Origin of the sequence: Salmonella sp. NW884, assembly GCF_051700745.1 — a bacterium.
In the GTDB taxonomy this organism is placed as follows: Bacteria; Pseudomonadota; Gammaproteobacteria; order Enterobacterales; family Enterobacteriaceae; genus Salmonella; species Salmonella enterica.
Window position 1 is genome coordinate 80,871 of the sequence record NZ_JAMMDE010000009.1, and the last position, 25,114, is coordinate 105,984.

Annotated in this window: 20 protein-coding genes and 1 pseudogene; 15 read left to right on the forward strand and 6 right to left on the reverse strand. The window is 52.4% G+C overall.

Features of this window, described 5'->3' with window-relative positions:
* The first annotated feature begins 18 nt into the window (after positions 1–18).
* Positions 19–2,085, forward strand: a complete 2,067-nt coding sequence (siiF, locus tag NA197_RS18135) for an SPI-4 type I secretion system protein SiiF (protein WP_000358577.1) — start codon at positions 19–21, stop codon at positions 2,083–2,085.
* 277 nt (positions 2,086–2,362) lie between these two features.
* Here siiF and NA197_RS18140 read toward each other — a convergent pair whose 3' ends face one another.
* Positions 2,363–2,644 carry a YjcB family protein gene (locus tag NA197_RS18140; protein WP_000719058.1) on the reverse strand — a complete coding sequence of 94 codons (282 nt, stop codon included), beginning with the start codon at positions 2,642–2,644 and terminating at the stop codon, positions 2,363–2,365.
* A 561-nt stretch (positions 2,645–3,205) separates the two neighbouring features.
* Here NA197_RS18140 and NA197_RS18145 point away from each other — a divergent pair.
* On the forward strand, positions 3,206–4,807 hold the full coding sequence (locus NA197_RS18145; RefSeq protein ID WP_000083651.1) for an EAL domain-containing protein: 1,602 nt from the start codon (positions 3,206–3,208) through the stop codon (positions 4,805–4,807).
* Here NA197_RS18145 and soxS read toward each other — a convergent pair.
* On the reverse strand, positions 4,795–5,118 hold the full coding sequence (gene soxS, locus NA197_RS18150) for a superoxide response transcriptional regulator SoxS (RefSeq protein ID WP_000019483.1): 324 nt from the start codon (positions 5,116–5,118) through the stop codon (positions 4,795–4,797). The genes NA197_RS18145 and soxS overlap by 13 nt on opposite strands.
* An 86-nt stretch (positions 5,119–5,204) precedes the next feature.
* On the opposite strand from soxS, the gene soxR reads away from it, so the two are divergent.
* From soxR to NA197_RS18170, 4 genes are all read left to right on the forward strand, one after another.
* Positions 5,205–5,663 carry a redox-sensitive transcriptional activator SoxR gene (gene soxR / locus NA197_RS18155; RefSeq protein ID WP_000412686.1) on the forward strand — a complete coding sequence of 153 codons (459 nt, stop codon included), beginning with the start codon at positions 5,205–5,207 and terminating at the stop codon, positions 5,661–5,663.
* Positions 5,664–5,955: 292 nt separating this feature from the next.
* Positions 5,956–6,624 (forward strand): glutathione S-transferase family protein, encoded by a 669-nt coding sequence (locus tag NA197_RS18160; protein ID WP_000958582.1) that lies wholly within the window; start codon positions 5,956–5,958, stop codon positions 6,622–6,624.
* 346 nt (positions 6,625–6,970) lie between these two features.
* Entirely contained in the window at positions 6,971–8,320 is a 1,350-nt protein-coding gene (gene ghxP / locus NA197_RS18165) for a guanine/hypoxanthine transporter GhxP (RefSeq protein WP_000106906.1), read from the forward strand.
* 149 nt (positions 8,321–8,469) lie between these two features.
* Entirely contained in the window at positions 8,470–10,116 is a 1,647-nt protein-coding gene (locus NA197_RS18170) for a Na+/H+ antiporter (RefSeq protein WP_001536604.1), read from the forward strand.
* 94 nt (positions 10,117–10,210) lie between these two features.
* On the opposite strand, the gene NA197_RS18175 is transcribed toward NA197_RS18170, so the two are convergent.
* Entirely contained in the window at positions 10,211–11,098 is an 888-nt protein-coding gene (locus tag NA197_RS18175) for a LysR family transcriptional regulator (RefSeq protein ID WP_000354962.1), read from the reverse strand.
* A gap of 103 nt (positions 11,099–11,201) precedes the next feature.
* Between NA197_RS18175 and NA197_RS18180 the strand changes: the two genes are divergently transcribed.
* Both NA197_RS18180 and NA197_RS18185 read left to right on the forward strand, forming a co-directional pair.
* Positions 11,202–11,612 carry a CidA/LrgA family protein gene (locus NA197_RS18180; protein ID WP_000257347.1) on the forward strand — a complete coding sequence of 137 codons (411 nt, stop codon included), beginning with the start codon at positions 11,202–11,204 and terminating at the stop codon, positions 11,610–11,612.
* Complete coding sequence (locus tag NA197_RS18185; RefSeq protein WP_001067096.1) at positions 11,605–12,294, forward strand: LrgB family protein; 690 nt, start codon at positions 11,605–11,607, stop codon at positions 12,292–12,294. Before NA197_RS18180 ends, NA197_RS18185 begins: the two co-directional genes overlap by 8 nt.
* 38 nt (positions 12,295–12,332) lie before the next feature.
* Here NA197_RS18185 and actP read toward each other — a convergent pair whose 3' ends face one another.
* The 3 genes from actP to acs all read right to left on the reverse strand — a co-directional run bounded on the left by actP (position 12,333) and on the right by acs (position 16,491).
* Positions 12,333–13,982 (reverse strand): cation/acetate symporter ActP, encoded by a 1,650-nt coding sequence (actP, locus tag NA197_RS18190; RefSeq protein WP_000832536.1) that lies wholly within the window; start codon positions 13,980–13,982, stop codon positions 12,333–12,335.
* Positions 13,979–14,293: a DUF485 domain-containing protein gene (locus NA197_RS18195; protein ID WP_000999620.1), complete on the reverse strand. Its 315-nt coding sequence runs from the start codon at positions 14,291–14,293 to the stop codon at positions 13,979–13,981. The genes actP and NA197_RS18195 overlap by 4 nt, the downstream gene beginning before the upstream one ends.
* Positions 14,294–14,532: 239 nt before the next feature.
* Positions 14,533–16,491 carry an acetate--CoA ligase gene (gene acs / locus NA197_RS18200; RefSeq protein WP_000083877.1) on the reverse strand — a complete coding sequence of 653 codons (1,959 nt, stop codon included), beginning with the start codon at positions 16,489–16,491 and terminating at the stop codon, positions 14,533–14,535.
* A gap of 431 nt (positions 16,492–16,922) precedes the next feature.
* On the opposite strand from acs, the gene nrfA reads away from it, so the two are divergent.
* The 7 genes and pseudogenes from nrfA (at position 16,923) to gltP (ending at position 25,094) form a co-directional block, all read left to right on the forward strand.
* Positions 16,923–18,359: an ammonia-forming nitrite reductase cytochrome c552 subunit gene (gene nrfA / locus NA197_RS18205; RefSeq protein WP_000101770.1), complete on the forward strand. Its 1,437-nt coding sequence runs from the start codon at positions 16,923–16,925 to the stop codon at positions 18,357–18,359.
* Between the two features lie 44 nt (positions 18,360–18,403).
* A complete protein-coding gene (gene nrfB, locus NA197_RS18210; RefSeq protein WP_000115065.1) occupies positions 18,404–18,970 on the forward strand; it encodes a cytochrome c nitrite reductase pentaheme subunit in 567 nt (188 codons plus the stop codon).
* Entirely contained in the window at positions 18,967–19,638 is a 672-nt protein-coding gene (gene nrfC, locus NA197_RS18215; protein ID WP_001278030.1) for a cytochrome c nitrite reductase Fe-S protein, read from the forward strand. Before nrfB ends, nrfC begins: the two co-directional genes overlap by 4 nt.
* Positions 19,635–20,591, forward strand: coding sequence for a cytochrome c nitrite reductase subunit NrfD (gene nrfD / locus NA197_RS18220; RefSeq protein WP_001584174.1), 957 nt, complete (start codon positions 19,635–19,637; stop codon positions 20,589–20,591). The genes nrfC and nrfD overlap by 4 nt, the downstream gene beginning before the upstream one ends.
* Positions 20,584–22,822: pseudogene (gene nrfF, locus NA197_RS18225) on the forward strand (heme lyase NrfEFG subunit NrfF). Before nrfD ends, nrfF begins: the two are co-directional and overlap by 8 nt.
* A complete protein-coding gene (nrfG, locus tag NA197_RS18230) occupies positions 22,819–23,439 on the forward strand; it encodes a heme lyase NrfEFG subunit NrfG (RefSeq protein ID WP_000083224.1) in 621 nt (206 codons plus the stop codon). Before nrfF ends, nrfG begins: the two are co-directional and overlap by 4 nt.
* A 344-nt stretch (positions 23,440–23,783) precedes the next feature.
* Entirely contained in the window at positions 23,784–25,094 is a 1,311-nt protein-coding gene (gene gltP / locus NA197_RS18235; RefSeq protein WP_000793278.1) for a glutamate/aspartate:proton symporter GltP, read from the forward strand.
* The last annotated feature ends 20 nt before the right edge of the window (positions 25,095–25,114 follow it).

Consider the following 25,114-nt stretch of genomic DNA (forward strand, 5'->3'; position numbering starts at 1 on the left):
GGGTGAGGGGGTTTACTTATGGATAAAAAACTAGAACCTTATTATTTAAGTGCGGAAACGGCATTGTCTATAGTGTCTAAAAAATTCAACATAAAAATTGACATCAAAGAGGATGATATAAATTTAAGATTTAAAAAATACGACAGAAATAACACTGATGACTCTATACAAATGAAGAATTTCTTTTTGTCGTTAGGGCTTTCTCTACAGGATATATTATTTAATAATGGTGAGGATTTACTAAATGAGCCTATGCCGATTTTACTATTAACACCAGAAATGAAGTGGATGGTGTGTGTGAGCGGCGGGCAAAAAATAAAGTTGGTAAACGCGCGTGGTGAACTCTGTTATGTTGAAATTGAAGATGAATATTTAAAAGAGTTATCTGCATTTAGTATACTACCTTTAAATAAAGTTGTTGATAGTATAAGAGTAAAAAATATCATAAAAAACTCTTTATCGATGAACAAGATTTTTTATACTAAATACTTCTTTTCATCTCTTTTTATGGCAATTTTTGCGTTAACTATCCCAGTATTTAGTAATCTGTTCTATGATAAGCTTGTTCCAAGTGCTTCGGTTTCATCTTTATTTGGCGTGGCTATAATTGTTGCTGTATTTATTGTTTTTGAGTTTATCCTTCGTACTTCGAAAGATATTTATCAGTCTATCACAGCAAGGCAGGATGACGTCGATATTGATATCGCATTTCTTGAAGCGGTCCTTTATAGTAAAAAGAAAAATGGCAGATCCATGTCATCAGCATTTGTGCTATGGAATGAGTTTCAGAAAATTAAACCCGTTTTATTAAACTCGATCTTTCAACGTATAGCCGATATTCCAATATTTATTATATTTCTCATTGTTATATATGTAAATTTAGGTCTGGTCGTTATTGTCCCTGTTACCATGTTTATCGTCTCTATTATTATTTCCCTCGTTAACCACCATTATACTAATGAGTTAATGAACAAACAAAAAGAAGGACAGAAGAACAGGAATATTTTTATCTCAGAAGTTTTCTTATCTATTAAAATGATCCATACCTTAAATAATCAAGGTTTACTTTTTGATTGGGTCAACACATCAAATGAACAGTCGTATCTTAACCTGAAGATAAGGAAATTAAATCTTATCTATCAATCTATATTGGGGAGTATGTCATCTATTACCCAAATAACTATTATGGTAATAGCCTTTTTTATGGTAATCAAGGGTGATGTTACTACTGGCGCAATTGTTTCATCTGTCATTGTCTCTGGTCGTATTTCCGGGATCATTTCGAATTTTTCTTCTACATTAATCTCTATTTTATCAGCAGAAAAAACCGGTAAGGATCTGCTTTCTTTTTTTGATGAAGATCAGGCAGAAAAAACACCGGCATTACAGTCAATATCAAAGTGCAATGGCGATATCTCTATTCGGGGTGTGAGTTATCAGTATGACGCTCAATCTCCGATGATTATTAACCGACTGTCTATAGACATACCTGCGGGGCAACGTGTCGCGGTGGTAGGCGAATGCGGAGCAGGAAAAAGCTCATTACTGGGAATGCTATCTGGCTACCTTTCGCCAACAGACGGTGCCATCTTATATGATGGATATAACTTAGGACATTTATCGCAGAACTTTTTTTCTCAGCATTTAAGTGTGGTGACGACACATGATGTTTTATTCACCGGAACCATTGAAAGTAATTTCGCGTTAAAACCGCAAAACGACAGGGGCCGGGTACTCAAGGCGCTTCATCTGGCGAACTGTGGTTTTATCTTGCAACATCCTATGGGGCTGAAGTTTCCGGTGAATTTTATGGCTAAAAACCTGTCATCCGGACAGCAGCAGCAGTTATTATTAGCACGTAGTCTGAGCAGTAACGCCAGCGTCTTTTTATGGGATGAACCAACATCAAATCTGGATGAGAATACCGAGAAGCAAATTTTTGATAACTTAGATGAGTTTATTCATGGGAAAACGTTGATCATGGTGACGCATCGTCGATATCTGATAAAGTATTTTGACCGGGTTCTGGTAATGAAAGGTGGAAAAATAATCCGTGATTGTTCTCCGGATAAATTATTAATGTAAAATAAGCAGCGCTTGTCGCTGTTATCAGGTGGTACTGCTTAATAAAAAAGACCCGTTGCACAAACGGGTCTTTTTTGTCATTTAACGAGTCGGCAATGTCTTCAATAATTTTAGCTCGATTCTGTTAGGGCTATTCCACTTGCCATTTTTGGATAACCACACCTGGCGGCCCTCATCAACGGCAATGCGAGGGACGTGATGGTTCGCAAGGCTACCCCTGGCGCGCGATTCCGCGTTGAGATAACCGGTGGGCGGCTTCAGCGGCAGCGATAGCGTATCAGGTCAGCACCATCGGCCATTCTGGCGGGGTCTGGCTCATCGTTTCGACCATTACGGCTTCAATGTTATGCCAGATCGCAGCGAGATCCATCATGGTAATACCGAGTAAACCGGTGGCAAACCAGCAGGCGGATACCACGCCCAGACCGCTACTGATCACCGCCAGACCAATATAATCTGATTTACGGAAACGGATATTGAGCGTGCTGGCTAAAAACATGAGCACGGCGCTCAGCAGTTGCCAACGGAGAAGAACGACACCAGTGGTTATGGCAGCCATGAAACATTTCCTCTGAATAGACCTTTGTCCAGGACAGCTCGGCGTTGTTCCCGGGAAACGTGGGACATTCTGGCTATCAACGGACGTCACATCAACATCGAATGAAACATTGTTTCTATTTCATTGTTTTTGTGAACTATATCACAAAAACAAGCTTGCTCGCCAGATCGGCAATGTATTTTTTGTGCGTTTTATAACCGTATTTTTTGTGTGACTTCTACGCGTCCGTAGAGAAACTGCCGGAAAGCAAAGATGTATTATTACTACTCTTTTATTTTTTTCGTGAAATTCAGACCTGATAAAAATATCAAGTTATTTATCAAAAGAAAGGAGTAAAGATGTATACCCCATCGTTTACTTAGGTATAAATCTGATATTATCAAAAATATTTAGTGTCCTGCCTGGTATGCGAAAGAGATTGCGCGTAGTTATTAATGGTAAATGTTGATCGGTAAAAGTCTGTTGCTAATATTGATAAATTCATGCACCGTAAACCTCCGTTTGGTTCACGTCTTATTTTGCCAACAATAGTCACAAATAATGCAGGGAAATAGGCTGAAAATGAGTCAAAGCACACGACGCAAGGTGTTGAGATTTCTCGGAACGATCATTGTGGTGTTACTTCCTGTATTGCTGGCGATCTGGTTTGCTCATATCCGGGCAGTCTCTGAAACCAGAAATCAGTTACATTCATTTGCGCAGTTGGTATTAGATAAAACGGAGCGGGTTATCCTGCAAGCAGATTTAGCCCGCGATGCCGCTGAACAATATCAGGGGCAAGCCTGTACGCCAGCCCATCAACAGCGAATGCTGAATATTATCCGCGGTCGTTTGTACATTAATGAGTTGATTTATGCTAAGGGCCAGCGCTTTCTATGCTCTACGGTTATGACGCCAACAAGTCCTTATTTTATTCCCCGCGCTGACTATAAACGAAAGCCTGACATCGCTATTTATTACTATCGTGATACGCCTTTTTTCAACGGTTATAAAATGACATATATGCAGCGGGGAAACTATGTCGCGGTTATCAATCCCTTATCTTATAGCGAGGTGATGTCAGACGATCCGGCGTTGGCCTGGGGAATGTATGATACGGTGACCAACACCTTTTTCTCCCTGAGTGAACAGGCGCAGGCTGATCAGCTATTACCTTTGGTACGACGGAGTGAACCTGTGTTCCAACAGGGTGAGCGTTTTTATACTCTGGTAAAATCAGCAAAACGACCGGTTGCCGCGATTGTTTCAACCTCAAAGCAACGCTTTTACCAGAACCTCTTTCATCAGCTTACGTTAACGCTACCGTTAGGGATCATCTGTAGCATTATCGTCTTATTTATGTGGTCACGATCCCGGCAGGCATATTACTCACCGCGTCGATTGCTGCAACGGGCCATTACCAGGCACCAGCTTTGCCTTCATTATCAGCCGATCATTGATATCCGAAACGGGACATGTGTAGGTGCCGAAGCGCTATTGCGTTGGCCGGGCTATCACGGTCCGGTGATGAGCCCGTGCGAATTTATTCCGCTGGCGGAAAAAGAGGGGATGATTGAGCAGATCACCGATTATGTCGTCGAAGAGGTATTTAATGATTTAGGTGGTTTTCTGGCCGCGCACCCGCATCTTTATGTCTCTATCAATCTCTCTGCCGCCGATTTTCTCTCTTCCCGACTAATTGTGATGATTCATGAAAAAACGCGTCAGCATTCAGTGCTTGCGCAACAGATAAAGGTTGAAGTGACTGAGCGCGGATTTATTGATGTGCCTAAAATGACGCCGATTATTCAGGCGTTTCGCCAGGCGGGATACGAGGTGGCAATTGATGACTTTGGTACCGGCTATTCGAACTTGCATAACCTGTACTCATTAAATGTCGACCTTTTAAAAATTGATAAATCTTTTGTCGACACGCTAACCACTAATAGCGCCAGCCATTTGATTGTGGAACATATTATTGAAATGGCGCAAAGTTTGCGGCTAAAAATCATTGCTGAGGGGGTTGAAACGGCTGAACAGGTTAGCTGGTTGCTAAAACGCGGCGTTCAGTATTGTCAGGGATGGCACTTTGCGAAGGCGTTGCCACCGCAGGAATTCATCGCCTGGTTACAACAAACGCCCGCGCCTCTGACGATACGCGGGCAGACGCCCTACAGGCGGTGACGGTAATCGCTGGGAGTGCGATCGAACTCGCGGCGAAATACACGCGAGAAGGTTTGCTGCGATACATAGCCCAGGTCCATCGCGATATCAAAAATCGGGCGCTCGGTCGTTCGTAGCTCAACGGCCGCCAACAGGAGACGGCGCTGGCGAATATACTCGCCTAATGTTTGATGCGTTACCGTACGAAACATCCGCTGCAAATACCACTTGGAGTAGCCCGATTTTTTTGCCACCACATCAATGTTTAGCGGTTGGTCGATATGTTCATCAATCCATTCGATAAGGGTCTGAATTATCTGCTGATGCGACATATTGTTGCCTCTTAAACAGTATTCGATTCGTCGTTTTGTCTGCGGGCGAGTATAATTCCTCAAGTTAACTTGAGGTAAAGCGATTTATGGAAAAAAAATCTCCCCGTTTAAAAGCCTTACTGACGCCGGGGGAAGTTGCGAAACGTAGCGGTGTTGCTGTGTCCGCCCTGCACTTCTATGAAAGCAAAGGGCTAATTACCAGTATCCGTAATAGCGGTAACCAACGGCGATACAAGCGTGACGTGTTGCGTTATGTCGCGATTATCAAGATCGCCCAGCGTATCGGCATCCCGCTGGCAACTATCGGCGACGCGTTTGGTATCTTGCCGGAAGGACATACGTTAAGCGCGAAAGAGTGGAAGCAGCTCTCCTCGCAGTGGCGCGAAGAGTTAGACCGACGTATTCATACGCTGGTGGCGTTGCGCGATGAGCTGGACGGTTGTATCGGCTGCGGCTGTTTATCGCGTAGCGACTGTCCGCTGCGAAATCCAGGCGACAGGCTCGGCGAACACGGGACGGGTGCCCGGCTGCTTGAAGATGATTAACATGCACTCGGCCATCGGGCTGAGTTCACCTAAAACTAAAGCGCCGCTAAGGGCGCTTTAGTTTGTTTCCGGTCTTTGTCTTTCGCTCTATCCCGCTGATTACAGGAGGGTTTCCCCCGACGTCAACACCCCTCATATTGAGCACGTGGTGGAGGTTCCGGTTTGTGTTGATACTGTAAGTGTAAGCGACGACGCCCTGTTCGCCAGCGAAATGCTGATTTTTTAGCCGAAATTTTTACGGCAACTGCCATAATTTTCTATAGTTAGTTGGCATACCTTACAGGAGACAGCCATGCTGACGGTGCACCATTTAAATCAGTCTCGTTCGCAGCGCATCCTCTGGGCGCTGGAAGAGCTGGCGTTGCCTTACCGGATTGTGCGTTACCAGCGTGAAAAGACCATGCTGGCGCCGCCGGCATTGAAAAAAGTGCATCCGCTGGGCAAGTCTCCGGTTATCGAAGATCACGGTATGGTTATTGCGGAATCGGGCGCCATCCTGGAATATTTGCAGGACACTTACGACAGTATCGGACGCTTTAAACCTGCGGATGCGCAGGGGAAACAACACTATCGATTCTGGCTACATTACGCTGAAGGTTCGCTCATGCCCTTGCTATTGATGAGACTGCTCTTTACCTCTCTGGGTAAACCGCCGGTCCCATTGGGCCTGCGAACGTTGGGCGGCGTTATCGGTAAGGGCGCGCAAAAAGCGTACCTCAATCCGCAACTGGAAACCCATGCGCGCTTTATTGACGGGCATCTGGCAAATCACCCCTGGTTTGCCGGAGAGCAGTTAAGTATGGCGGATATCCAGATGAGCTTCCCGCTATTTGCGCTGCTTGCCCGAGGCGGAATCGCTCATCTCGACCATATCAACGCATGGAAAGCGCGGGTAGAAATGCGTCCAGCCTGGCAGCGAGCGATTCAGCAGGGCGGTCCGTTTACCATTCCCGGCGGATAATGGCGTTTTTGTGAGCAGATTGCGCAACGTATTTGCTAACAGCGATGCGAAAAATTGTTGCTGGATTGCGCAGGGACGATAACGTTTGCGCATCGTCTGGCTATTTATTGAGCATACTAAGCAGAAAAGCATAAAAAGCGGCAAAGTTCAGTTGAAAAAGCGTTGATGATCGCTGGATAATCGTTTGCTTTTTTTTGCCACCCGTTTTGTATACGTGGAGCTAAACGTTTGCTTTTTTGCGGCGCCCCGGTTGTCGTAAATGTAGCACAAGGAGATAACGTTGCGCTGTTAGTGGATTACCTCCCACGTATACCGACGAATAATAAATTCTCAGGGGATGTTTTCTATGTCTACGCCTTCAGCGCGTACCGGCGGTTCACTCGACGCCTGGTTTAAAATTTCACAACGCGGGAGCACCGTTCGCCAGGAAGTCGTTGCTGGCTTAACCACGTTTCTCGCGATGGTTTACTCCGTCATCGTGGTGCCAGGGATGCTGGGTAAAGCCGGGTTCCCGCCTGCCGCCGTCTTTGTAGCGACCTGCCTGGTCGCAGGCGTCGGCTCTATTGTTATGGGGCTTTGGGCGAATCTGCCGCTGGCTATCGGTTGCGCTATCTCGTTGACGGCGTTTACCGCGTTTAGCCTGGTCCTGGGGCAGCATATTAGCGTCCCGGTCGCGCTTGGCGCCGTATTCCTGATGGGCGTACTGTTTACCGTTATCTCCGCCACCGGCATTCGTAGCTGGATTTTGCGTAACTTGCCGCAGGGCGTGGCCCACGGAACCGGTATCGGTATTGGCCTGTTTTTGTTGCTGATTGCCGCCAACGGCGTCGGCCTGGTCATTAAAAACCCGCTGGATGGCCTGCCGGTCGCGCTGGGCGATTTCGACACCTTCCCGGTGATTATGTCGCTTGTGGGGCTGGCTGTTATTCTCGGTCTGGAAAAGCTGAAAGTCCCCGGCGGCATTCTGTTGACCATTATTGGCATTTCTATTGTGGGTTTGCTCTTCGATCCTAACGTCCATTTTTCCGGCATTTTCGCCATGCCTTCGTTGAGCGATGAAAACGGCAACTCACTGATCGGCAGCCTGGATATTATGGGCGCGTTAAACCCTGTCGTTCTGCCAAGCGTACTGGCGCTGGTGATGACGGCGGTGTTTGATGCGACCGGCACGATTCGTGCGGTCGCAGGGCAGGCTAATCTGCTGGACAAAGATGGACAAATTATCGATGGCGGTAAAGCGCTAACCACCGACTCCCTGAGTAGCGTTTTCTCCGGCCTGGTCGGGGCGGCGCCAGCCGCGGTGTATATCGAGTCTGCGGCCGGTACGGCGGCGGGCGGTAAAACGGGCCTGACGGCGATTACCGTGGGCGTGCTGTTTTTGCTGATCCTGTTTCTTTCGCCGCTCTCTTATCTCGTTCCCGTCTACGCAACTGCCCCGGCGCTCATGTATGTCGGTCTGCTGATGCTGAGTAACGTGGCGAAAATCGATTTTGCTGATTTCGTCGATGCGATGGCGGGGCTGGTAACGGCCGTATTTATTGTACTGACCTGTAACATCGTCACCGGGATTATGATCGGCTTTGCCACACTGGTCGTCGGGCGTCTGGTGTCCGGCGAATGGCGTAAGCTGAATATCGGAACTGTCGTCATTGCGATCGCGCTGGTCGCTTTTTATGCCGGCGGCTGGGCTATCTAGTTCTGCCTTCATTCTGAAAAACGGGCGGCGTTGGTCGCCCGTTTTCATTTTCAGGACACATCACGTTACCTTTTGCGTTAATCTGAAGAAGGTGAAACCGAGGCATGATGCCTCTCTCCATCATAAAAAACATCGCAAACAGGGAACGCATGGAAATTTTCTTCACAATACTCATCATGACCCTTGTGGTCTCGCTGTCGGGGGTATTTACGCGTGTATTACCCTTCCAGCTTCCTTTACCCCTCATGCAGATCGCCGTTGGCGCGCTGTTGGCGTGGCCGACGTTTGGTTTGCATGTGGAATTCGACCCGGAACTCTTCCTGGTGCTGTTTATTCCGCCGCTGCTGTTTGCGGATGGCTGGAAGACGCCGACCCGTGAATTTCTTGAGCATGGACGAGAGATTTTCGGGCTGGCGCTGGCGCTGGTCCTGGTAACGGTCGTGGGAATCGGCTTCCTGATTTATTGGCTGGTGCCCGGCATTCCGCTGATCCCCGCCTTTGCGCTGGCCGCCGTGCTGTCGCCGACCGATGCGGTAGCGCTCTCCGGAATTGTGGGCGAGGGGCGTATCCCGAAAAAAATCATGGGCATTCTGCAGGGAGAGGCGTTAATGAACGACGCCTCCGGTCTGGTATCGCTGAAATTCGCCGTCGCGGTGGCGATGGGGACGATGGTCTTTACCGTCGGCGGCGCGACGCTGGAATTTTTTAAGGTCGCTATCGGCGGTATTCTGGCGGGTTTTGTGGTCAGTTGGCTGTATGGCCGCTCGCTGCGTTTTTTGAGCCGCTGGGGCGGCGATGAACCCGCGACGCAAATCGTCCTGCTGTTTCTGCTGCCCTTCGCGTCTTACCTGATTGCCGAGCATATTGGCGTCTCAGGCATCCTGGCCGCGGTTGCCGCCGGGATGACCATCACCCGTTCTGGCGTAATGCGCCGCGCGCCGCTGGCAATGCGTTTGCGCGCGAACAGTACCTGGGCGATGCTGGAATTTGTCTTTAACGGTATGGTCTTTCTGTTATTGGGACTGCAATTGCCGGGTATTCTGGAATCTTCGCTGGCGGCGGCGGAAGCTGACCCGAATGTCGAAACCTGGATGCTCTTTACCGATATCGTGCTGATTTATGCGGCATTGATGCTGGTTCGCTTCGGCTGGCTGTGGACCATGAAAAAGTTCAGCCTGCGCTTTTTGAAGAAGAAACCGATGGAGTTCGCCAGCTGGACGTCGCGTGAAATTCTGATTGCTTCCTTCGCTGGCGTTCGTGGGGCGATCACCCTGGCTGGTGTGCTCTCTATACCGTTACTTTTGCCGGATGGCAGCGGATTTCCGGCGCGTTATGAACTGGTATTCCTGGCGGCTGGCGTCATTCTGTTCTCGTTGTTTGTCGGCGTGATCATGCTGCCGCTGCTGTTGCAACATCTGGAAGTCGCCGATCATGCGCAACAGTTGAAAGAGGAGCGTATCGCCCGCGCGGCGACGGCGGAAGTGGCGATTGTCGCCATTCAGAAAATGGAAGAGCGTCTGGCGGCGGATACCGAAGAAAACATCGATAATCAGTTGCTTACTGAAGTAAGCTCGCGTGTCATCGGTAACTTGCGTCGCCGTGCCGATGGGCGAAACGATGTCGAAAGCTCCATACAGGAAGAAAACCTGGAGCGACGTTTCCGTCTGGCGGCGCTGCGTTCCGAGCGCGCCGAGTTGTATCATCTGCGCGCCACGCGAGAAATCAGCAATGAAACATTGCAAAAGCTGCTGCACGACCTGGATTTGATGGAAGCGCTACTGATAGAAAATCAGTAGTCCTTGTGGCCCGGTGGCGCCATGCTTACCGGGCCTACAAGTAGGCCGGATAAGGTGCTTGCGCCGCCATCCGGCAAGGGTTTTAACCCATGGTTTACGGTTGTTTCAGCCAAAACCCTTCGCAACAGGTTAACCATGCCCGGGCGCTGTGCGACAGATACACGCCCTCGCGCCAAATCATGCCCAACTGCCAGCGGAGATCGCTTTCCAGCGGCAGCCAGCGCAGCGTGGCCTTATCCAGACGCTGACAAATTGGCTCCGGCAAAATGGCGATACCGACGCCCGCTTGCACCATGGCGGCGAGAAAATCCCATTGCCCGCTGCGCACGGCAATCCGTGGTTTTACGTCATGCTGGCTAAATAAGGTCATCAACTGGCGGCTCAGGGCAAAGTCTTCGTTATAGATAAGAAGAGGATGCTCCGCCAGAGCTTCAGGCGCGATGGAGTCGCAGGTTGTCCACTGACCTGAACGGGGAACCAGCACGCACAGCGGATGACTGAACAGCGATAATGTCGTTAGCCCGCTCGCTTCTTCCACCGGGAGCGCGGTCATCGCAACGTCCAGCTCGCCATTCATTACCGCCTGCTGTACCGTCAGGCCGCCAAACTCCGAAATTTTGAGTTCAACGCCTGGGTAGCGTTGTCGAAACAAACTGATTGGCCCGGCCATCAACATGCCGACCATCGGGGGGATACCCAGCCGCAGCACGCCCTTATTGAGATGGTTAATATCGCTCAACTCGGCCTCTAACTGGCGAAACTCAGCGAGGATCGCCAGACCGCGTTCAAACACCACGCGTCCGGTATCGGTCAGCAATAACTTACGTCCGTCGCGGATCAGTAGCGTACAGTTAAGCTCATCTTCAAGATTTTTCAGCATCTTGCTAATGGTGGGCTGGGTGACAAATAACTTCTCCGCTGCGCGGGTGAAACTTTGCTGGCGCACCACCTCGACAAAATAACGCAGCGTTCTGATATCCATGATTATTCCTTCCGACTATGCCTGCAATGATTTTAATTCATTTCTGCCCGTGACGGAGGTTCTCTATACTGGCGCTCCGTATTATTTTTCAGGACATTCCCTCATGGCTGTGGCGATAAGCCGCGTTACGCCTGCCGTTGTGCAACGACTCCAGGTACCGGTTCAGGTACTGCTCTATGCAGGTTTATTCATTTTTTCCCAATATCTTGTCTCCTGGCTGCACCTGCCGTTGCCCGCGAATCTGGTCGGCATGGTACTTATGTTGGCGCTGATCGTTTGCCGGATTATTCCGCTTAGCTGGGTACGCGCAGGCGCACGCTGGCTGCTGGCGGAGATGCTGTTATTCTTTGTTCCCGCCGTCGTGGCGGTAGTGAACTATGCCCATCTGTTACTGGTGGACGGCTGGCGCATTTTCTCGGTGATAGCGATCAGTACCTTAATGGTACTCGGCGCGACGGCGTGGGTGGTGGATAAAGTGTATCGCTATGAGATGAGCAGGCTAAACCGTGAATAACGTTCAGTTAAGCGTACTGTGTCTGGTGATTACGCTGGGGATTTACTTCGCCAATAAGCGTCTGTATCGCCGTTTTCGCAAACTGCCGTTGATGCCATTAGTGTTGACGCCGGCACTGCTGGTGTTAATGCTGGTGTTCGGTCATATCTCCTGGCAAAACTACATTGGTGAATCGCACTGGCTATTGTGGCTGCTCGGCCCGGCGACCATTGCCTTTGCGGTGCCGGTGTACGATAACCTCGCGATTATCAAACGTCACTGGATGTCGCTCACCGCGGGCGTAGTGACGGCGACGGTGGTGGCAGTCACCAGTTCCGTTTGGCTGGCGCGTCTGTTCACGTTATCGGATGAGATTCAGCGTAGTCTGGCGGTACGTTCCGTTACTACGCCGTTTGCGCTGGCGGCGGCAGAACCCCTGGGCGGGCAGCCGGATCTGGTGGCGCTGTTCGTGGTCGTCACTGGCGTGTTTGGCATGGCGGTTGGCGACGCGCTATTTTTGCGTCTCTCTATCCGGGAAGGCATGGCAAAAGGGGCAGGATTCGGCGCGGCGTCACATGGGGCAGGCACGGCGCGTTCCTATGAACTTGGTCAGCAGGAGGGCGTCGTCGCCAGTCTGGTAATGATGCTGTCCGGCGTGGTGATGGTGCTGGCAGCCCCGCTGGTGGCGAGGGTGATGTTCTGATTTTCCTCCGACCCACAGGGCCGGAGGAAACGGTAAGATTAATGCGCACGCCCTTGTTGTACGCCGAATCCCGTTTGGGAGCGGATAAACTGAGCGCGGAACTGCTCACGTTCACGGTTGCCTTCTGCCGAGTTATCGGTGGCCGAGAAGAACCAGATCCCCAGGAACGCCACGCTGATAGAGAACAGCGCCGGATACTCATACGGGAAGATCGCTTTTTCGTGGCCGAGGATCTGCACCCAAATGGTAGGGCCAAGAATCATCAGCACCACCGCTGTCAGTAAACCTAACCAGCCGCCCAGCATAGCGCCGCGCGTGGTCAGTTTTGACCAGTACATGGAAAGCAGAATGATGGGGAAGTTGCAGCTCGCGGCGATAGCAAATGCCAGGCCCACCATAAAGGCGATGTTCTGATTTTCAAACAGGACGCCGAGGATAATGGCGATCACGCCCAGCACCAGGACGGTGATTTTCGACACCTTCAGCTCTTCACGTTCGGTTGCGCCTTTGCGGAACACGTTAGCGTACAAATCATGCGACACCGCCGATGCGCCCGCCAGCGTCAGACCTGCGACCACCGCCAGAATGGTGGCAAACGCCACTGCCGAAATAAAGCCGAGGAACAGGTTGCCGCCTACCGCGTTGGCCAGATGCACCGCCGCCATGTTATTGCCGCCAATCAGCGCGCCCGCGGCATCTTTATAGGCGGGATTCGCCCCCACCAGCATGATAGCGCCGAAGCCGATAATAAAGGTCAGGATGTAGAAATAACCCATAAAACCGGTGGCGTAGAACACGCTCTTACGTGCTTCACGAGCATCGCTAACAGTGAAGAAGCGCATCAGGATGTGCGGCAAGCCTGCCGTACCAAACATCAGTCCCAGACCCAACGACAACGCCGAAATCGGATCTTGCACCAACCCTCCTGGGCTCATAATCGCCGTGCCTTTCGGGTGTACCGCCATGGCTTCGGTAAACAGATTATTGAAGCTAAAGCCGACGTGTTTCATCACCATAAAGGCCATAAAACTGGCGCCAAACAGCAACAGGACGGCTTTGATAATTTGCACCCACGTTGTCGCCAGCATCCCGCCGAACAGCACGTACATCATCATCAGCACGCCGACCAGCACTACGGCGATGTGATAGTTGAGGCCGAACAGCAGTTCAATCAGTTTACCGGCGCCGACCATTTGGGCGATGAGATAAAGCGCCACCACTACCAGGGAGCCACAGGCCGAAAGAATACGGATTGGCCCCTGTTTCAGGCGATAAGAGGCAACGTCAGCAAAAGTATAACGTCCCAGATTACGCAGGCGCTCGGCAATCAAAAACAGGATGATTGGCCAGCCGACAAGGAAGCCCAGCGAATAGATCAGCCCGTCATAACCGGAGGTAAACACCAGCGCGGAAATGCCGAGAAATGACGCGGCGGACATATAGTCGCCGGCAATCGCCAGGCCGTTCTGGAACCCGGTGATATTGCCGCCTGCGGTGTAGTAGTCGCTACGGGAACGTACGCGTTTAGAGGCCCAGTAGGTAATACCGAGCGTAAACACGACGAAAATCAAAAACATGATAATCGCCTGCCAGTTGGTGGGCTGGCGTTCAACCGCGCCGCTAATGGCATCCGCCGCATGAGCGGCGAAGGGGAGTGCGGCGGCGAGCGCCGTCAGAACTCTCTTCATAATGCTTTCACCTCATGCAGTACGGCGTTATTAAGACGATCGAATTCGCCATTCGCCCGCCAGATATAAATTCCGGTCAACACAAAAGAAATCACAATCACCCCCACGCCAATGGGAATTCCTCGGGTGACGCTGGTTCCCGCATGTAGAGGCGTGCCCAGCCAGCCAGGCGCGAAGGCGATCAGTAAAATAAAGCTGATATAAACCGCCAGCATGATAACCGACAGAATCGTGGCAAACCGTTGCCGTTTTTCAACTAATTCCCTGAAACGCGCACTGTCTTCTATCCGCTGATAAATTTGGTCATTCATCACAGAGCTCTCCAGAGGTCCCCCTGCGTCTTTCGCGCTACAGGCGCGTTGGCCGCACTCGCGCGCCCCAGCCACATAGTGAACTATGCTGCTGAGGGTGTGCTCGCTTGCCGCCTTCCTGTAACACGAAATCCTTTGGGGGAGGGTTTTTTATATTTCCCTCTCCCGGTTTGAGAGAGGGTAGGGGTAGGGTCGTAGGCCGGATAAAACGCGTTCGCGTTGCCATCCGGCATTTATGGTTATGACGGCATCGCGATGGCCTGCTTCTCTTCGAGCAGTTTCTCCACCACGCCAGGATCGGCGAGAGTCGAGGTATCGCCCAGATTGCTGGTATCGCCCGCCGCGATTTTGCGCAAAATGCGGCGCATAATTTTGCCGGAACGGGTTTTTGGCAGTGAGTCGGTCCAGTGCAGCACGTCCGGCGTCGCCAGTGGGCCAATCTCTTTACGTACCCAGTTGCGCACCTCCGCGTACAGTTCTGGCGACGGCTCCTCGCCGTGGTTGAGCGTCACATAAGCGTAAATCGCCTGGCCTTTGATAGCGTGTGGAATACCCACCACCGCCGCTTCGGCGATCTTCGGATGCGCCACCAGCGCTGACTCGATTTCCGCCGTACCCAGACGGTGGCCGGAGACGTTTAACACGTCATCCACGCGACCGGTGATCCAGTAATAGCCGTCTTCATCGCGACGCGCGCCGTCGCCGCTGAAATACATATTCTTAAAGGTAGAGAAATAGGTCTGCTCAAAACGTTCATGATCGCCGAACAGAGTGCGCGCCTGGCCCGGCCAGGAATCGGTGATGACCAGATTGCCTTCCGTCGCGCCTTCTTGCGGATGGCCTTCGTTATCCACCAGCGCAGGCTGTACGCCAAAGAAAGGACGGGTGGCGGAACCGGCTTTCAGTTCGATAGCGCCTGGTAGCGGCGTGATCATAAAACCGCCTGTTTCAGTCTGCCACCAGGTGTCGACGACCGGACATTTTTCCTTGCCGATCTTCTTCCAGTACCATTCCCACGCTTCGGGATTGATCGGCTCGCCGACGGAACCCAGAATGCGCAGTGAAGAACGGTCGGTGCCTTCAATGGCTTTATCGCCTTCCGCCATCAGCGCGCGGATGGCCGTCGGGGCGGTATAGAGAATGTTGACCTGGTGTTTGTCGACCACCTGGCACATGCGAGCGGGCGTTGGCCAATTCGGCACGCCTTCAAACATTAAGGTGGTCGCGCCGCAGGCCAGCGGGCCATACAACAGATAGCTGTGCCCCGTCACCCAACCCACATCGGCGGTACACCAGTAAATATCGCCAGGGTGATAATCAAAGACATACTTAAAGGTGGTCGCGGCGTAGACCAGATAGCCGCCGGTGGTGTGCAGCACGCCTTTCGGCTTGCCGGTGGAGCCGGAGGTATAAAGGATAAACAGCGGATCTTCGGCATTCATCGCTTCAGGCTGGTGCTCAGGGCTGGCTTTTTCAATCAAATCGCGCCACCACAGGTCGCGGCCTTCTTGCCAGTCAATGTCGCTGCCGGTGCGCTTCAGGACGATCACATGCTCAACGCTAGTGACATTCGGGTTTTTCAGCGCGTCATCGACATTCTTTTTCAGCGGGATACTGCGTCCGGCACGTACACCTTCGTCAGCGGTGATCACCAGCCGCGAGCTGGAGTCGATAATGCGTCCGGCGACGGCTTCCGGCGAGAAGCCCCCGAAGATCACCGAATGCACCGCACCGATGCGGGCGCAGGCCAACATTGCCACCGCCGCTTCCGGCACCATCGGCATATAAATCGCTACCACATCGCCTTTTTTAATGCCCAGATCCAGCAGCGTATTCGCGAAACGGCAGACATCGCGATGCAGTTCGCGATAAGAGATATGTTTACTCTGCGACGCGTCATCGCCTTCCCAGATAATGGCGGTGCGATCGCCATTTTCCTGCAAATGGCGGTCAAGACAGTTCGCCGCCAGATTCAGCGTGCCGTCCTCGTACCATTTAATCGACACATTGCCTGGCGCAAAGGAGGTGTTTTTCACTTTTTGGTACGGCGTGATCCAATCGAGAATTTTTCCCTGTTCGCCCCAAAACGTATCGGGGTCGTTAATAGACTGTTTATATTTAGTCTCATACTGCTCTGGATTTATCAGGCAACGATCCGCAATGTTGGCGGGAATGGCGTGTTTATGTGTTTGGCTCATGCTGTTGTTCTCCTTGTAGGATGTTAATAATATGTCGCATAAACGTTAAATGTAGGGTCTTAATAAGTTTTGTTTAGTATTTGGGCGACAGATCACGCAAAAAGGGAACTGTGCAAATAAGCAGCAATCTATTTTTTGATTGTGTCCCGCAAAATTAGATAAATTTTCGGGATAACATGACGTTATATGAAATTTTTTAAAAAAGTGATCCGTGTCCGGAAATCAGAAAAGAGAGGGAGTTTTGTCCAGGTTACTAACTCTAAAGTGGTATTTTACATACACTTACAATTGATTAAAGACAACATTTTAAGTGTGGTTATTTGTTACACATAGAGGAGATCAATGTAATAACAGTATTTGTGCGGTTGCTGTTATGGAAAACGATAAAAAATCGCCATTAAAGATAATGGCGCAATCTGGATGAGACCTCTATGGCAAGGAAAACACTACGCGCACGCCGTTTCTTCAGCCTTATATTTCCTTTTTTCTTCATTACCTCTGTTTACGCTGAGCAAACGCCTGAATCCGCAAAAACCGTTACTGTTGAAGCGAAAAATGAAATGTTCGCGCCTCAACACCCCGACCAATATCAGTCATGGAAAGCGACGTCAGAACAGTCTGCCCGTGAAGATGCGCTGGCGGAAGACCCTCGTCTGGTGATCCTGTGGGCGGGCTATCCCTTCTCCCGTGATTACAACAAACCACGCGGCCACGCGTATGCGGTAACTGACGTGCGCGAAACACTGCGTACCGGCGCGCCAAAAACGGCGGAAGACGGCCCGCTGCCGATGGCCTGCTGGAGTTGTAAAAGCCCCGATGTCGCGCGCCTTATCCAACAAGAAGGCGAAGACGGCTACTTCCATGGCAAATGGGCGCGCGGCGGCCCGGAAATTGTCAACGATTTGGGCTGTGCCGACTGTCATAACACCGCGTCGGACGATTTCGCCCAGGGGAAGCCAGCGTTAACGTTGTCGCGCCCCTATGCCGAACGGGCGATGGAGGCTATCGGCAAACCGTTTGATAAAGCGGGACGATTTGATCAGCAATCGATGGTCTGCGGTCAGTGCCACGTGGAGTACTACTTTGACGGTAAAAACAAAGCCGTTAAGTTCCCGTGGGATGAAGGCATGAAGGTCGAAAATATGGAGCAATACTACGACGCCATCGCCTTCTCTGACTGGACTAACTCGCTGTCGAAAACCCCAATGCTCAAAGCGCAGCACCCGGAATATGAAACCTGGAGCGCGGGCATTCACGGTAAGAACAACGTGACCTGTATCGACTGCCACATGCCGAAAGTACAGAACGCCGAAGGCAAGCTCTACACCGACCATAAAATCGGCAACCCGTTCGACAATTTCGCGCAAACCTGCGCCAACTGCCACACCCAGGACAAAGCGTCCCTGCAAAAAGTGGTCGCCGAGCGTAAACAGGCGATTCATGACCTGAAAATCAAGGTTGAAGATCAGCTGGTACATGCGCACTTCGAAGCGAAAGCCGCATGGGATGCGGGGGCGACAGACGCGGAAATGAAACCGATTCTGAACGATATTCGCCACGCGCAGTGGCGTTGGGATCTGGCGATTGCGTCACACGGTATTCATATGCATGCCCCGGAAGAAGGTCTACGGATGTTAGGCAGTGCGATGGATAAAGCCGCGGATGCCCGTACTAAACTGGCGCGACTGCTGGCGACCAAAGGCATTACCCATGAAATTCCGCTGCCGGATATTTCGACGAAAGAGAAGGCGCAGAAAGCGATTGGTTTGAATATGCAACAAATCAACGCGGAGAAGCAGGACTTCCTGAAAACGGTCGTACCGCAGTGGGAAGATCAGGCGCGTAAAAACGGTCTGTTAAGCCAATAACCCCATTCCGCCCCGTAAGGGGCGGATAACTCAACGGAGTGAATATGAGCGTATTACGTTCGTTATTAACTGCTGGGGTGCTGGCGTCAGGCCTGTTCTGGAGCCTGAGTGGAATTACTGCCACGCCAACGCCGCAGGAGTCGGATCAACGCTGGACGGTCACCCAGCAGCGTAATCCGGATGCTGCCTGTCTGGACTGTCACAAGCCGGACACCGAAGGTATGCACGGTAAACATACGGGCGCTATCAACCCGAACAATAAATTGCCGATAACCTGTACCAACTGCCACGGTCAACCGTCGCTTCACCACCGTGAAGGGGTGAAAGATGTGATGCGTTTTAACGACCCGATGTATACGGTAGAGCAACAGAACAGCGTCTGTATGTCCTGCCACTTGCCTGAACAACTGCAAAAAGCGTTCTGGCCGCACGATGTTCATGTTACTAAAGTGACCTGCGCCAGTTGCCATTCCCTGCATCCGCAGCAAGACACGATGCAGACGCTAAGCGAGAAAGGGCGGATCAAAATATGCGTGGATTGCCACAGCGATCAGCGTACTAACCCGCACTTTAACCCGGCGTCCGTTCCGTTGCTTAAGGAGCAGCCATGAGTTGCACCCGACGTCAATTTATTACCCGCGTCGGCGCGCTGGCGGCGGTCAGTGGGATGGCAGGACGCGTTGTAGCGAACACGTTGAATATTAACGGCGTGCGTTATGGCATGGTACACGATGAGTCATTATGCATCGGCTGCACGGCCTGCATGGATGCCTGTCGGGAAGTCAACACCGTGCCGGAAGGCGTATCGCGCCTGACGATTATTCGCAGCGAGCCGCAGGGGACGTTTCCTGATGTGAAGTATCGCTTCTTCCGCCACTCGTGCCAGCATTGCGACCATGCCCCCTGCGTTGACGTCTGCCCGACGGGGGCATCATTCCGCGATGCCGCCAGCGGTATTGTCGACGTGAATCCGGACCTTTGCGTCGGCTGCCAGTACTGCATTGCCGCGTGTCCCTACCGCGTGCGCTTTATCCATCCGGTCAGTAAGACGGCGGATAAATGCGATTTCTGCCGGAAAACCAACCTGAAAGCGGGCAAACAGCCCGCCTGCGTTGAGTCATGCCCGACGAAGGCGCTGACGTTTGGTAATCTGGACGATCCCAACAGCGATATTTCCCGTTTGTTGCGGCAGAAAACCACCTATCGTTACAAGCTGGCGCTGGGCACAAAACCGAAGGTCTACCGCGTTCCCTTTAACTATGGGGAGGTGAGCCAATGACATCCGCTTCTGCATTTCATTTTGCATCACTGGTGTGGGACTGGCCCATCGCCATCTATCTGTTTCTGATTGGCATCTCCGCCGGACTGGTTACGTTGGCGATTCTGCTGCGCCGCTTCCATCCGGAGGCGGGCGGTTCGGACAGTACGCTGCTGCGCACTACGCTGGTGTTAGGGCCGGGGGCGATTATTCTTGGTCTGCTGATTCTGGTCTTCCACCTCACGCGCCCGTGGACCTTCTGGAAGCTGATGTTTCACTACAGCTTTACCTCGGTGATGTCGATGGGGGTGATGCTGTTCCAGCTTTACATGGTGGTCCTGATACTGTGGCTGGCGAAAATCTTTGAAAAAGAGGTGATTGCCCTGCAGCAGCGTTGGCTGCCGCGGTTAGAGATCGTGCAGAAAGTGTTGGCGCTAATAACGCCGTTCCACCGTGCGCTGGAGACGTTAATGCTGGTACTGGCGGTTCTGCTCGGGGCGTACACCGGCTTTCTGCTGTCGGCGCTGAAATCCTATCCGTTCCTGAATAACCCGATCCTGCCGGTGCTGTTCCTGTTCTCCGGCATCTCCTCCGGCGCGGCGGTGGCGCTGATCGCTATGGCGTTACGCCATCGTAGCAACCCGCACAGCACCGAGGCGCGCTTTGTACATCGCATGGAAACCCCAGTGGTATGGCTGGAGATCTTCCTGCTGGCGGCCTTTTTTATCGGGCTGGCGCTGGGCGATGACGGCAAAATGCGCGCGCTGGCGGCGGCGCTGGGCGGCGGATTCTGGAGCTGGTGGTTCTGGCTTGGCGTCGTAGGGCTGGGATTGATTATCCCGCTGCTGCTGAAACCCTGGGCAAATCGTAGCGTCACGTTTCACGGCGTGCTGGCCGTTTGCGTCGCCAGTTTGACCGGCGTGCTGTTGCTGCGCTTTTTCATTCTTTATGCGGGACAGCTAACGGTTGCATAATCTGGACATCTTCCTTCCTGAAGCCGGATTTCTGGCGCTGTTGTTGAGTCTCGGGGTCAACGTGTTGACCCCGCTGGCGACGTGGTGCGGGATGGCGCAGCATTGGCGTGGCGTCATGCGCCTGACGACCTGCGGCGCGTGGACGGCGTTCACGCTGCTGCTACTGGCGTTTGCGATTCTGTTTAGCTGTTTTCTGACCAGCGATTTTTCGGTCGTTTATGTTGCGCAGCATAGCCATAGTCAGTTGTCATGGGGGCTGAAACTGGCGGCGGTATGGGGCGGTCATGAAGGCTCGCTCCTGCTGTGGGCGCTGCTTCTTTCGGGGTGGACGGCGCTATTCGCCTGGCGCTCCCGGCATGAATCTGACGCGCTTTTTCCGCTGACCCTGAGCATCTTGTCCCTCATTATGGCCTCGCTGCTGCTATTTATTGTGCTGTGGTCCGATCCGTTCCTGCGTATTTTCCCTCCCGCCATGGAAGGGCGCGACCTTAATCCCATGCTGCAACATCTGGGGCTGATCTTACATCCGCCGCTGCTCTATCTGGGTTATGGCGGCCTGATGACCGCGGCGAGCGTAGCGCTGGCCTCGCTACTGTGCGGCGGCTTTAACGCGGCAACCGCCTGGGTGTGCTGGCGCTGGGCGTTACCCGGCTGGTGCGCTCTGACGCTGGGTATCATTCTCGGATCGTGGTGGGCGTATTGCGAATTGGGCTGGGGCGGCTGGTGGTTCTGGGACCCGGTGGAAAATGCCTCATTGTTGCCGTGGCTTGCCGCCAGCGCGTTGCTGCACAGTCTGTATGTCAGCCGCCAGCGCGGGAGCTTCCGTCACTGGTCGTTGCTGCTGGCGATACTGACGCTGATCCTCTCGTTGCTGGGAACGCTGATTGTGCGTTCCGGCATTCTTGTTTCGGTACATGCCTTTGCGCTGGATAACGTGCGCGCGGTGCCGCTGTTTACCCTTTTTGCCGCGTTAAGTCTGGCATCGCTTGTTCTGTACGGCTGGCGGGCGCGGGAGCCGTATCCGGCGACGCGTTTGGGCGGCGGAAAGTGCGAAACGCTCATTCTGGCGACGCTGCTGCTCTTTAGCGCCGTCTTGTTGATCGTACTAATCGGGACGCTCTACCCCATGATTTATGGTTTGATGGGCTGGGGAAGGCTTTCGGTGGGCGCGCCCTATTTTAATCGCGTCACGCTGCCGTTTGGCCTGCTGATGCTGGTGGTTATCGTGCTGGCGACAATCAGAAGCCGCAAAGTCTCTGTGCGTTGTCAGCTTCCGGCGTTGCTGGCGCATACGGGCGTATTTATCTTCGCCGCCGGGATCATGGTTTCCAGCGGCAGTCGGCATGAAATCAGCCTTAACCTCAGCCCCGGTCAGCAGGTGGTGCTGGCGGGCTATACCTTTCGTTTCGAGCGTCTGGATCTGGAAGCCAAAGGCAACTACACCAGTGAAAAAGCGCTGATCGCGTTGTGGCGGAATGAAAAACGCATTGGCAGCCTGCAGCCTGAAAGGCGCTTTTATGTCGCGCGGCGCCAGCAAATGATGGAGCCGGGGATTCACTGGAACCTGCTACATGACTGGTACGCGGTGATGGGCGAAAAAACCGGAGCGGACCGTTACGCCACGCGCTTATACGTGCAGACCGGCGTGCGCTGGATCTGGGGAGGGGGATTGTTGATGGTGTGTGGCGCGCTGCTGAGCGGATGGCGGGGGAGGAAGCGTGATGCGTAAATTACTCACAGCGTTGCCGGATGGCGGCGTAAACGCCTTATCCGGCCTACAGGATGCGCAAACCGTAGGCCGGATAAGCGTAGCGCCATCCGGCAGAAAGTTTTTACTCTTAACGATCGTCCTGTTTTTAATCACCTTCGCCACCAACGCCCAGGTGGTGGATACCTGGCGCTTTGACAATCCGCAACAGCAGGAAAAAGCGCTGTCTATTGCCGGTCAACTGCGCTGTCCGCAGTGTCAGAACCAGAATTTGCTGGAATCCAATGCGCCCGTGGCGGTCAGTATGCGCCATCAGGTTTACAGCATGGTGGCCGAAGGTAAAAGCGAAGCGGAAATCACCGCCTGGATGACCGAGCGTTATGGTGATTTCGTGCGCTACAACCCGCCGTTGAATGAGCAAACGCTGCTGTTGTGGGCGCTGCCGTGCCTGCTGTTATTGCTGGTGGGCGTGGTGGTCTGGCGGGTGAGAAAGCGTCAGCACGCAGAAGAGGGGGAACAATGAGCCAGTCTGAACACTCCACTGCGCCGTTACGTCCCATGCCCGTAAAGCGCCTGGCGGCTGCGGCGGTATTGATGGTGGCTGCCTGTATCGGCGGCTATCTGTTGACGCCGAAATGGCAGGCTGTGCGTAGCGAGCAACAGCGTCTGGCCGATCCGCTACGTGACTTTACGAACCCGCAAACGCCAGAGGCGCAGCTTTCCAGGCTGCAAGAAAAAATCCGCGCCAATCCGCAGGATAGCGAGCAATGGGCGCGGCTGGGCGAGTATTATCTCTATCGCAATGCGTATGACAATGCGCTGCTGGCATATCGTCAGGCGTTGCGTCTGCGAGGCGATAACGCGCAGCTTTTCGCCGCGCTGGCAACGGTGCTGTATTACCAGGCCGGGCAACATATGACGCCTGCGACGCGTGAAATGATTAATAAAGCGTTAGCGCTGGATGCGACAGAAGTGACCGCGCAGATGCTGCTGGCGGCGGATGCGTTTATGCAGGCGGATTATGCGCAAGCCGTGTCGCTGTGGCAAACCTTACTGGATGCCAACTCGCCGCGAGTGAACCGCGCGCAGCTGGTAGAGGCCATTAATTTGGCTAAATTGTTACAAAATCGGCAGAAATAATTTTTTCTTTTTTGTGACTTTTGTCATGTGTGCTGTTTAAAAAAACGGCGAATGAGACACAAGTAAAAATTAATTACCTCAGTGTATTATTCGTTTTTGACGAAGTAAAAAACTTTCCATAACAAATAGTTATTCATCATTAACGCCATAAACTCGCGTTATTATGCATAAAAACAGCCAAAAGCCCTGTTATGAAAGGGTTGCGCAAGACGCTATGCAAATGATACTGATTATGCGCGTTAAAAAACTCTACAAACCAACGCAACACAAATCATACCCTTTCAGTATGTATTGCTCTCATGCTTTCGGCGGAGAGCAACGCTTCATCGAGGAAGTCTGTTGTTATGAAAAATTTGAAAGTCAGCCTGGCCTGGCAAATTTTGCTGGCTATGGTGCTGGGCATTCTGTTGGGCAGCTATCTGCATTATCACAGTGACAGTCGTGAATGGCTGATTGCCAACCTGCTGTCGCCTGCTGGCGATATCTTTATCCACCTGATTAAAATGATCGTCGTGCCGATCGTGATCTCGACTCTGATTGTCGGCATCGCCGGCGTTGGCGATGCGAAACAGCTAGGCCGTATCGGCGCCAAAACCATTCTCTATTTTGAACTGATCACCACGGTGGCGATTATCCTCGGCATTACGCTGGCGAATGTCTTTCAGCCAGGCTCAGGCATTGATATGTCGCAACTGGCGACCGTCGATATTTCGAAATACCAGAACACCACGGCGGAAGTACAAAGTCATGCGCATGGGCTGATGGGGACGATACTGTCGCTGGTGCCGACCAATATCATCGCATCGATGGCCAAAGGGGATATGCTGCCAATTATCTTTTTCTCGGTCCTGTTTGGGCTGGGGTTGTCGTCCCTGCCGGCAACGCACCGCGAACCGCTGGTGACGGTATTTCGTTCCATCTCTGAAACCATGTTTAAAGTCACCCATATGGTGATGCGCTATGCGCCAGTGGGCGTTTTTGCGCTGATCGCCGTCACGGTGGCGAATTTTGGTTTCGCGTCGCTGTGGCCGCTGGCGAAACTGGTGCTGCTGGTACACTTTGCCATTATCTTCTTTGCGCTGGTGGTGCTGGGCATCGTGGCGCGCCTGTGCGGGTTAAGTATCTGGATTCTGATTCGCATTCTGAAAGATGAATTGATTCTGGCGTACTCGACCGCCAGCTCCGAGAGCGTACTGCCGCGCATTATCGAGAAGATGGAAGCTTACGGCGCACCAGCCTCTATCACCAGTTTCGTGGTACCGACCGGTTACTCATTTAACCTCGACGGCTCCACGTTATACCAGAGCATCGCCGCCATTTTTATCGCGCAGCTATACGGTATCGACCTGTCGCTGTGGCAGGAAATTGTACTGGTGCTGACGCTGATGGTGACGTCGAAAGGGATTGCCGGCGTGCCTGGCGTTTCCTTCGTGGTATTACTGGCGACGCTGGGCAGCGTGGGCATTCCGCTGGAAGGGCTGGCGTTTATCGCCGGTGTCGACCGTATCCTCGACATGGCGCGTACTGCGCTAAATGTGGTGGGGAATGCGCTGGCGGTGCTGGTGATTGCCAAGTGGGAACACAAGTTTGACCGCAAAAAAGCGCTGGCCTACGAGCGCGACGTGCTGGGCAAATTTGATAAGACCGCCCAATAACGGATTGCCGAATGGCGCTT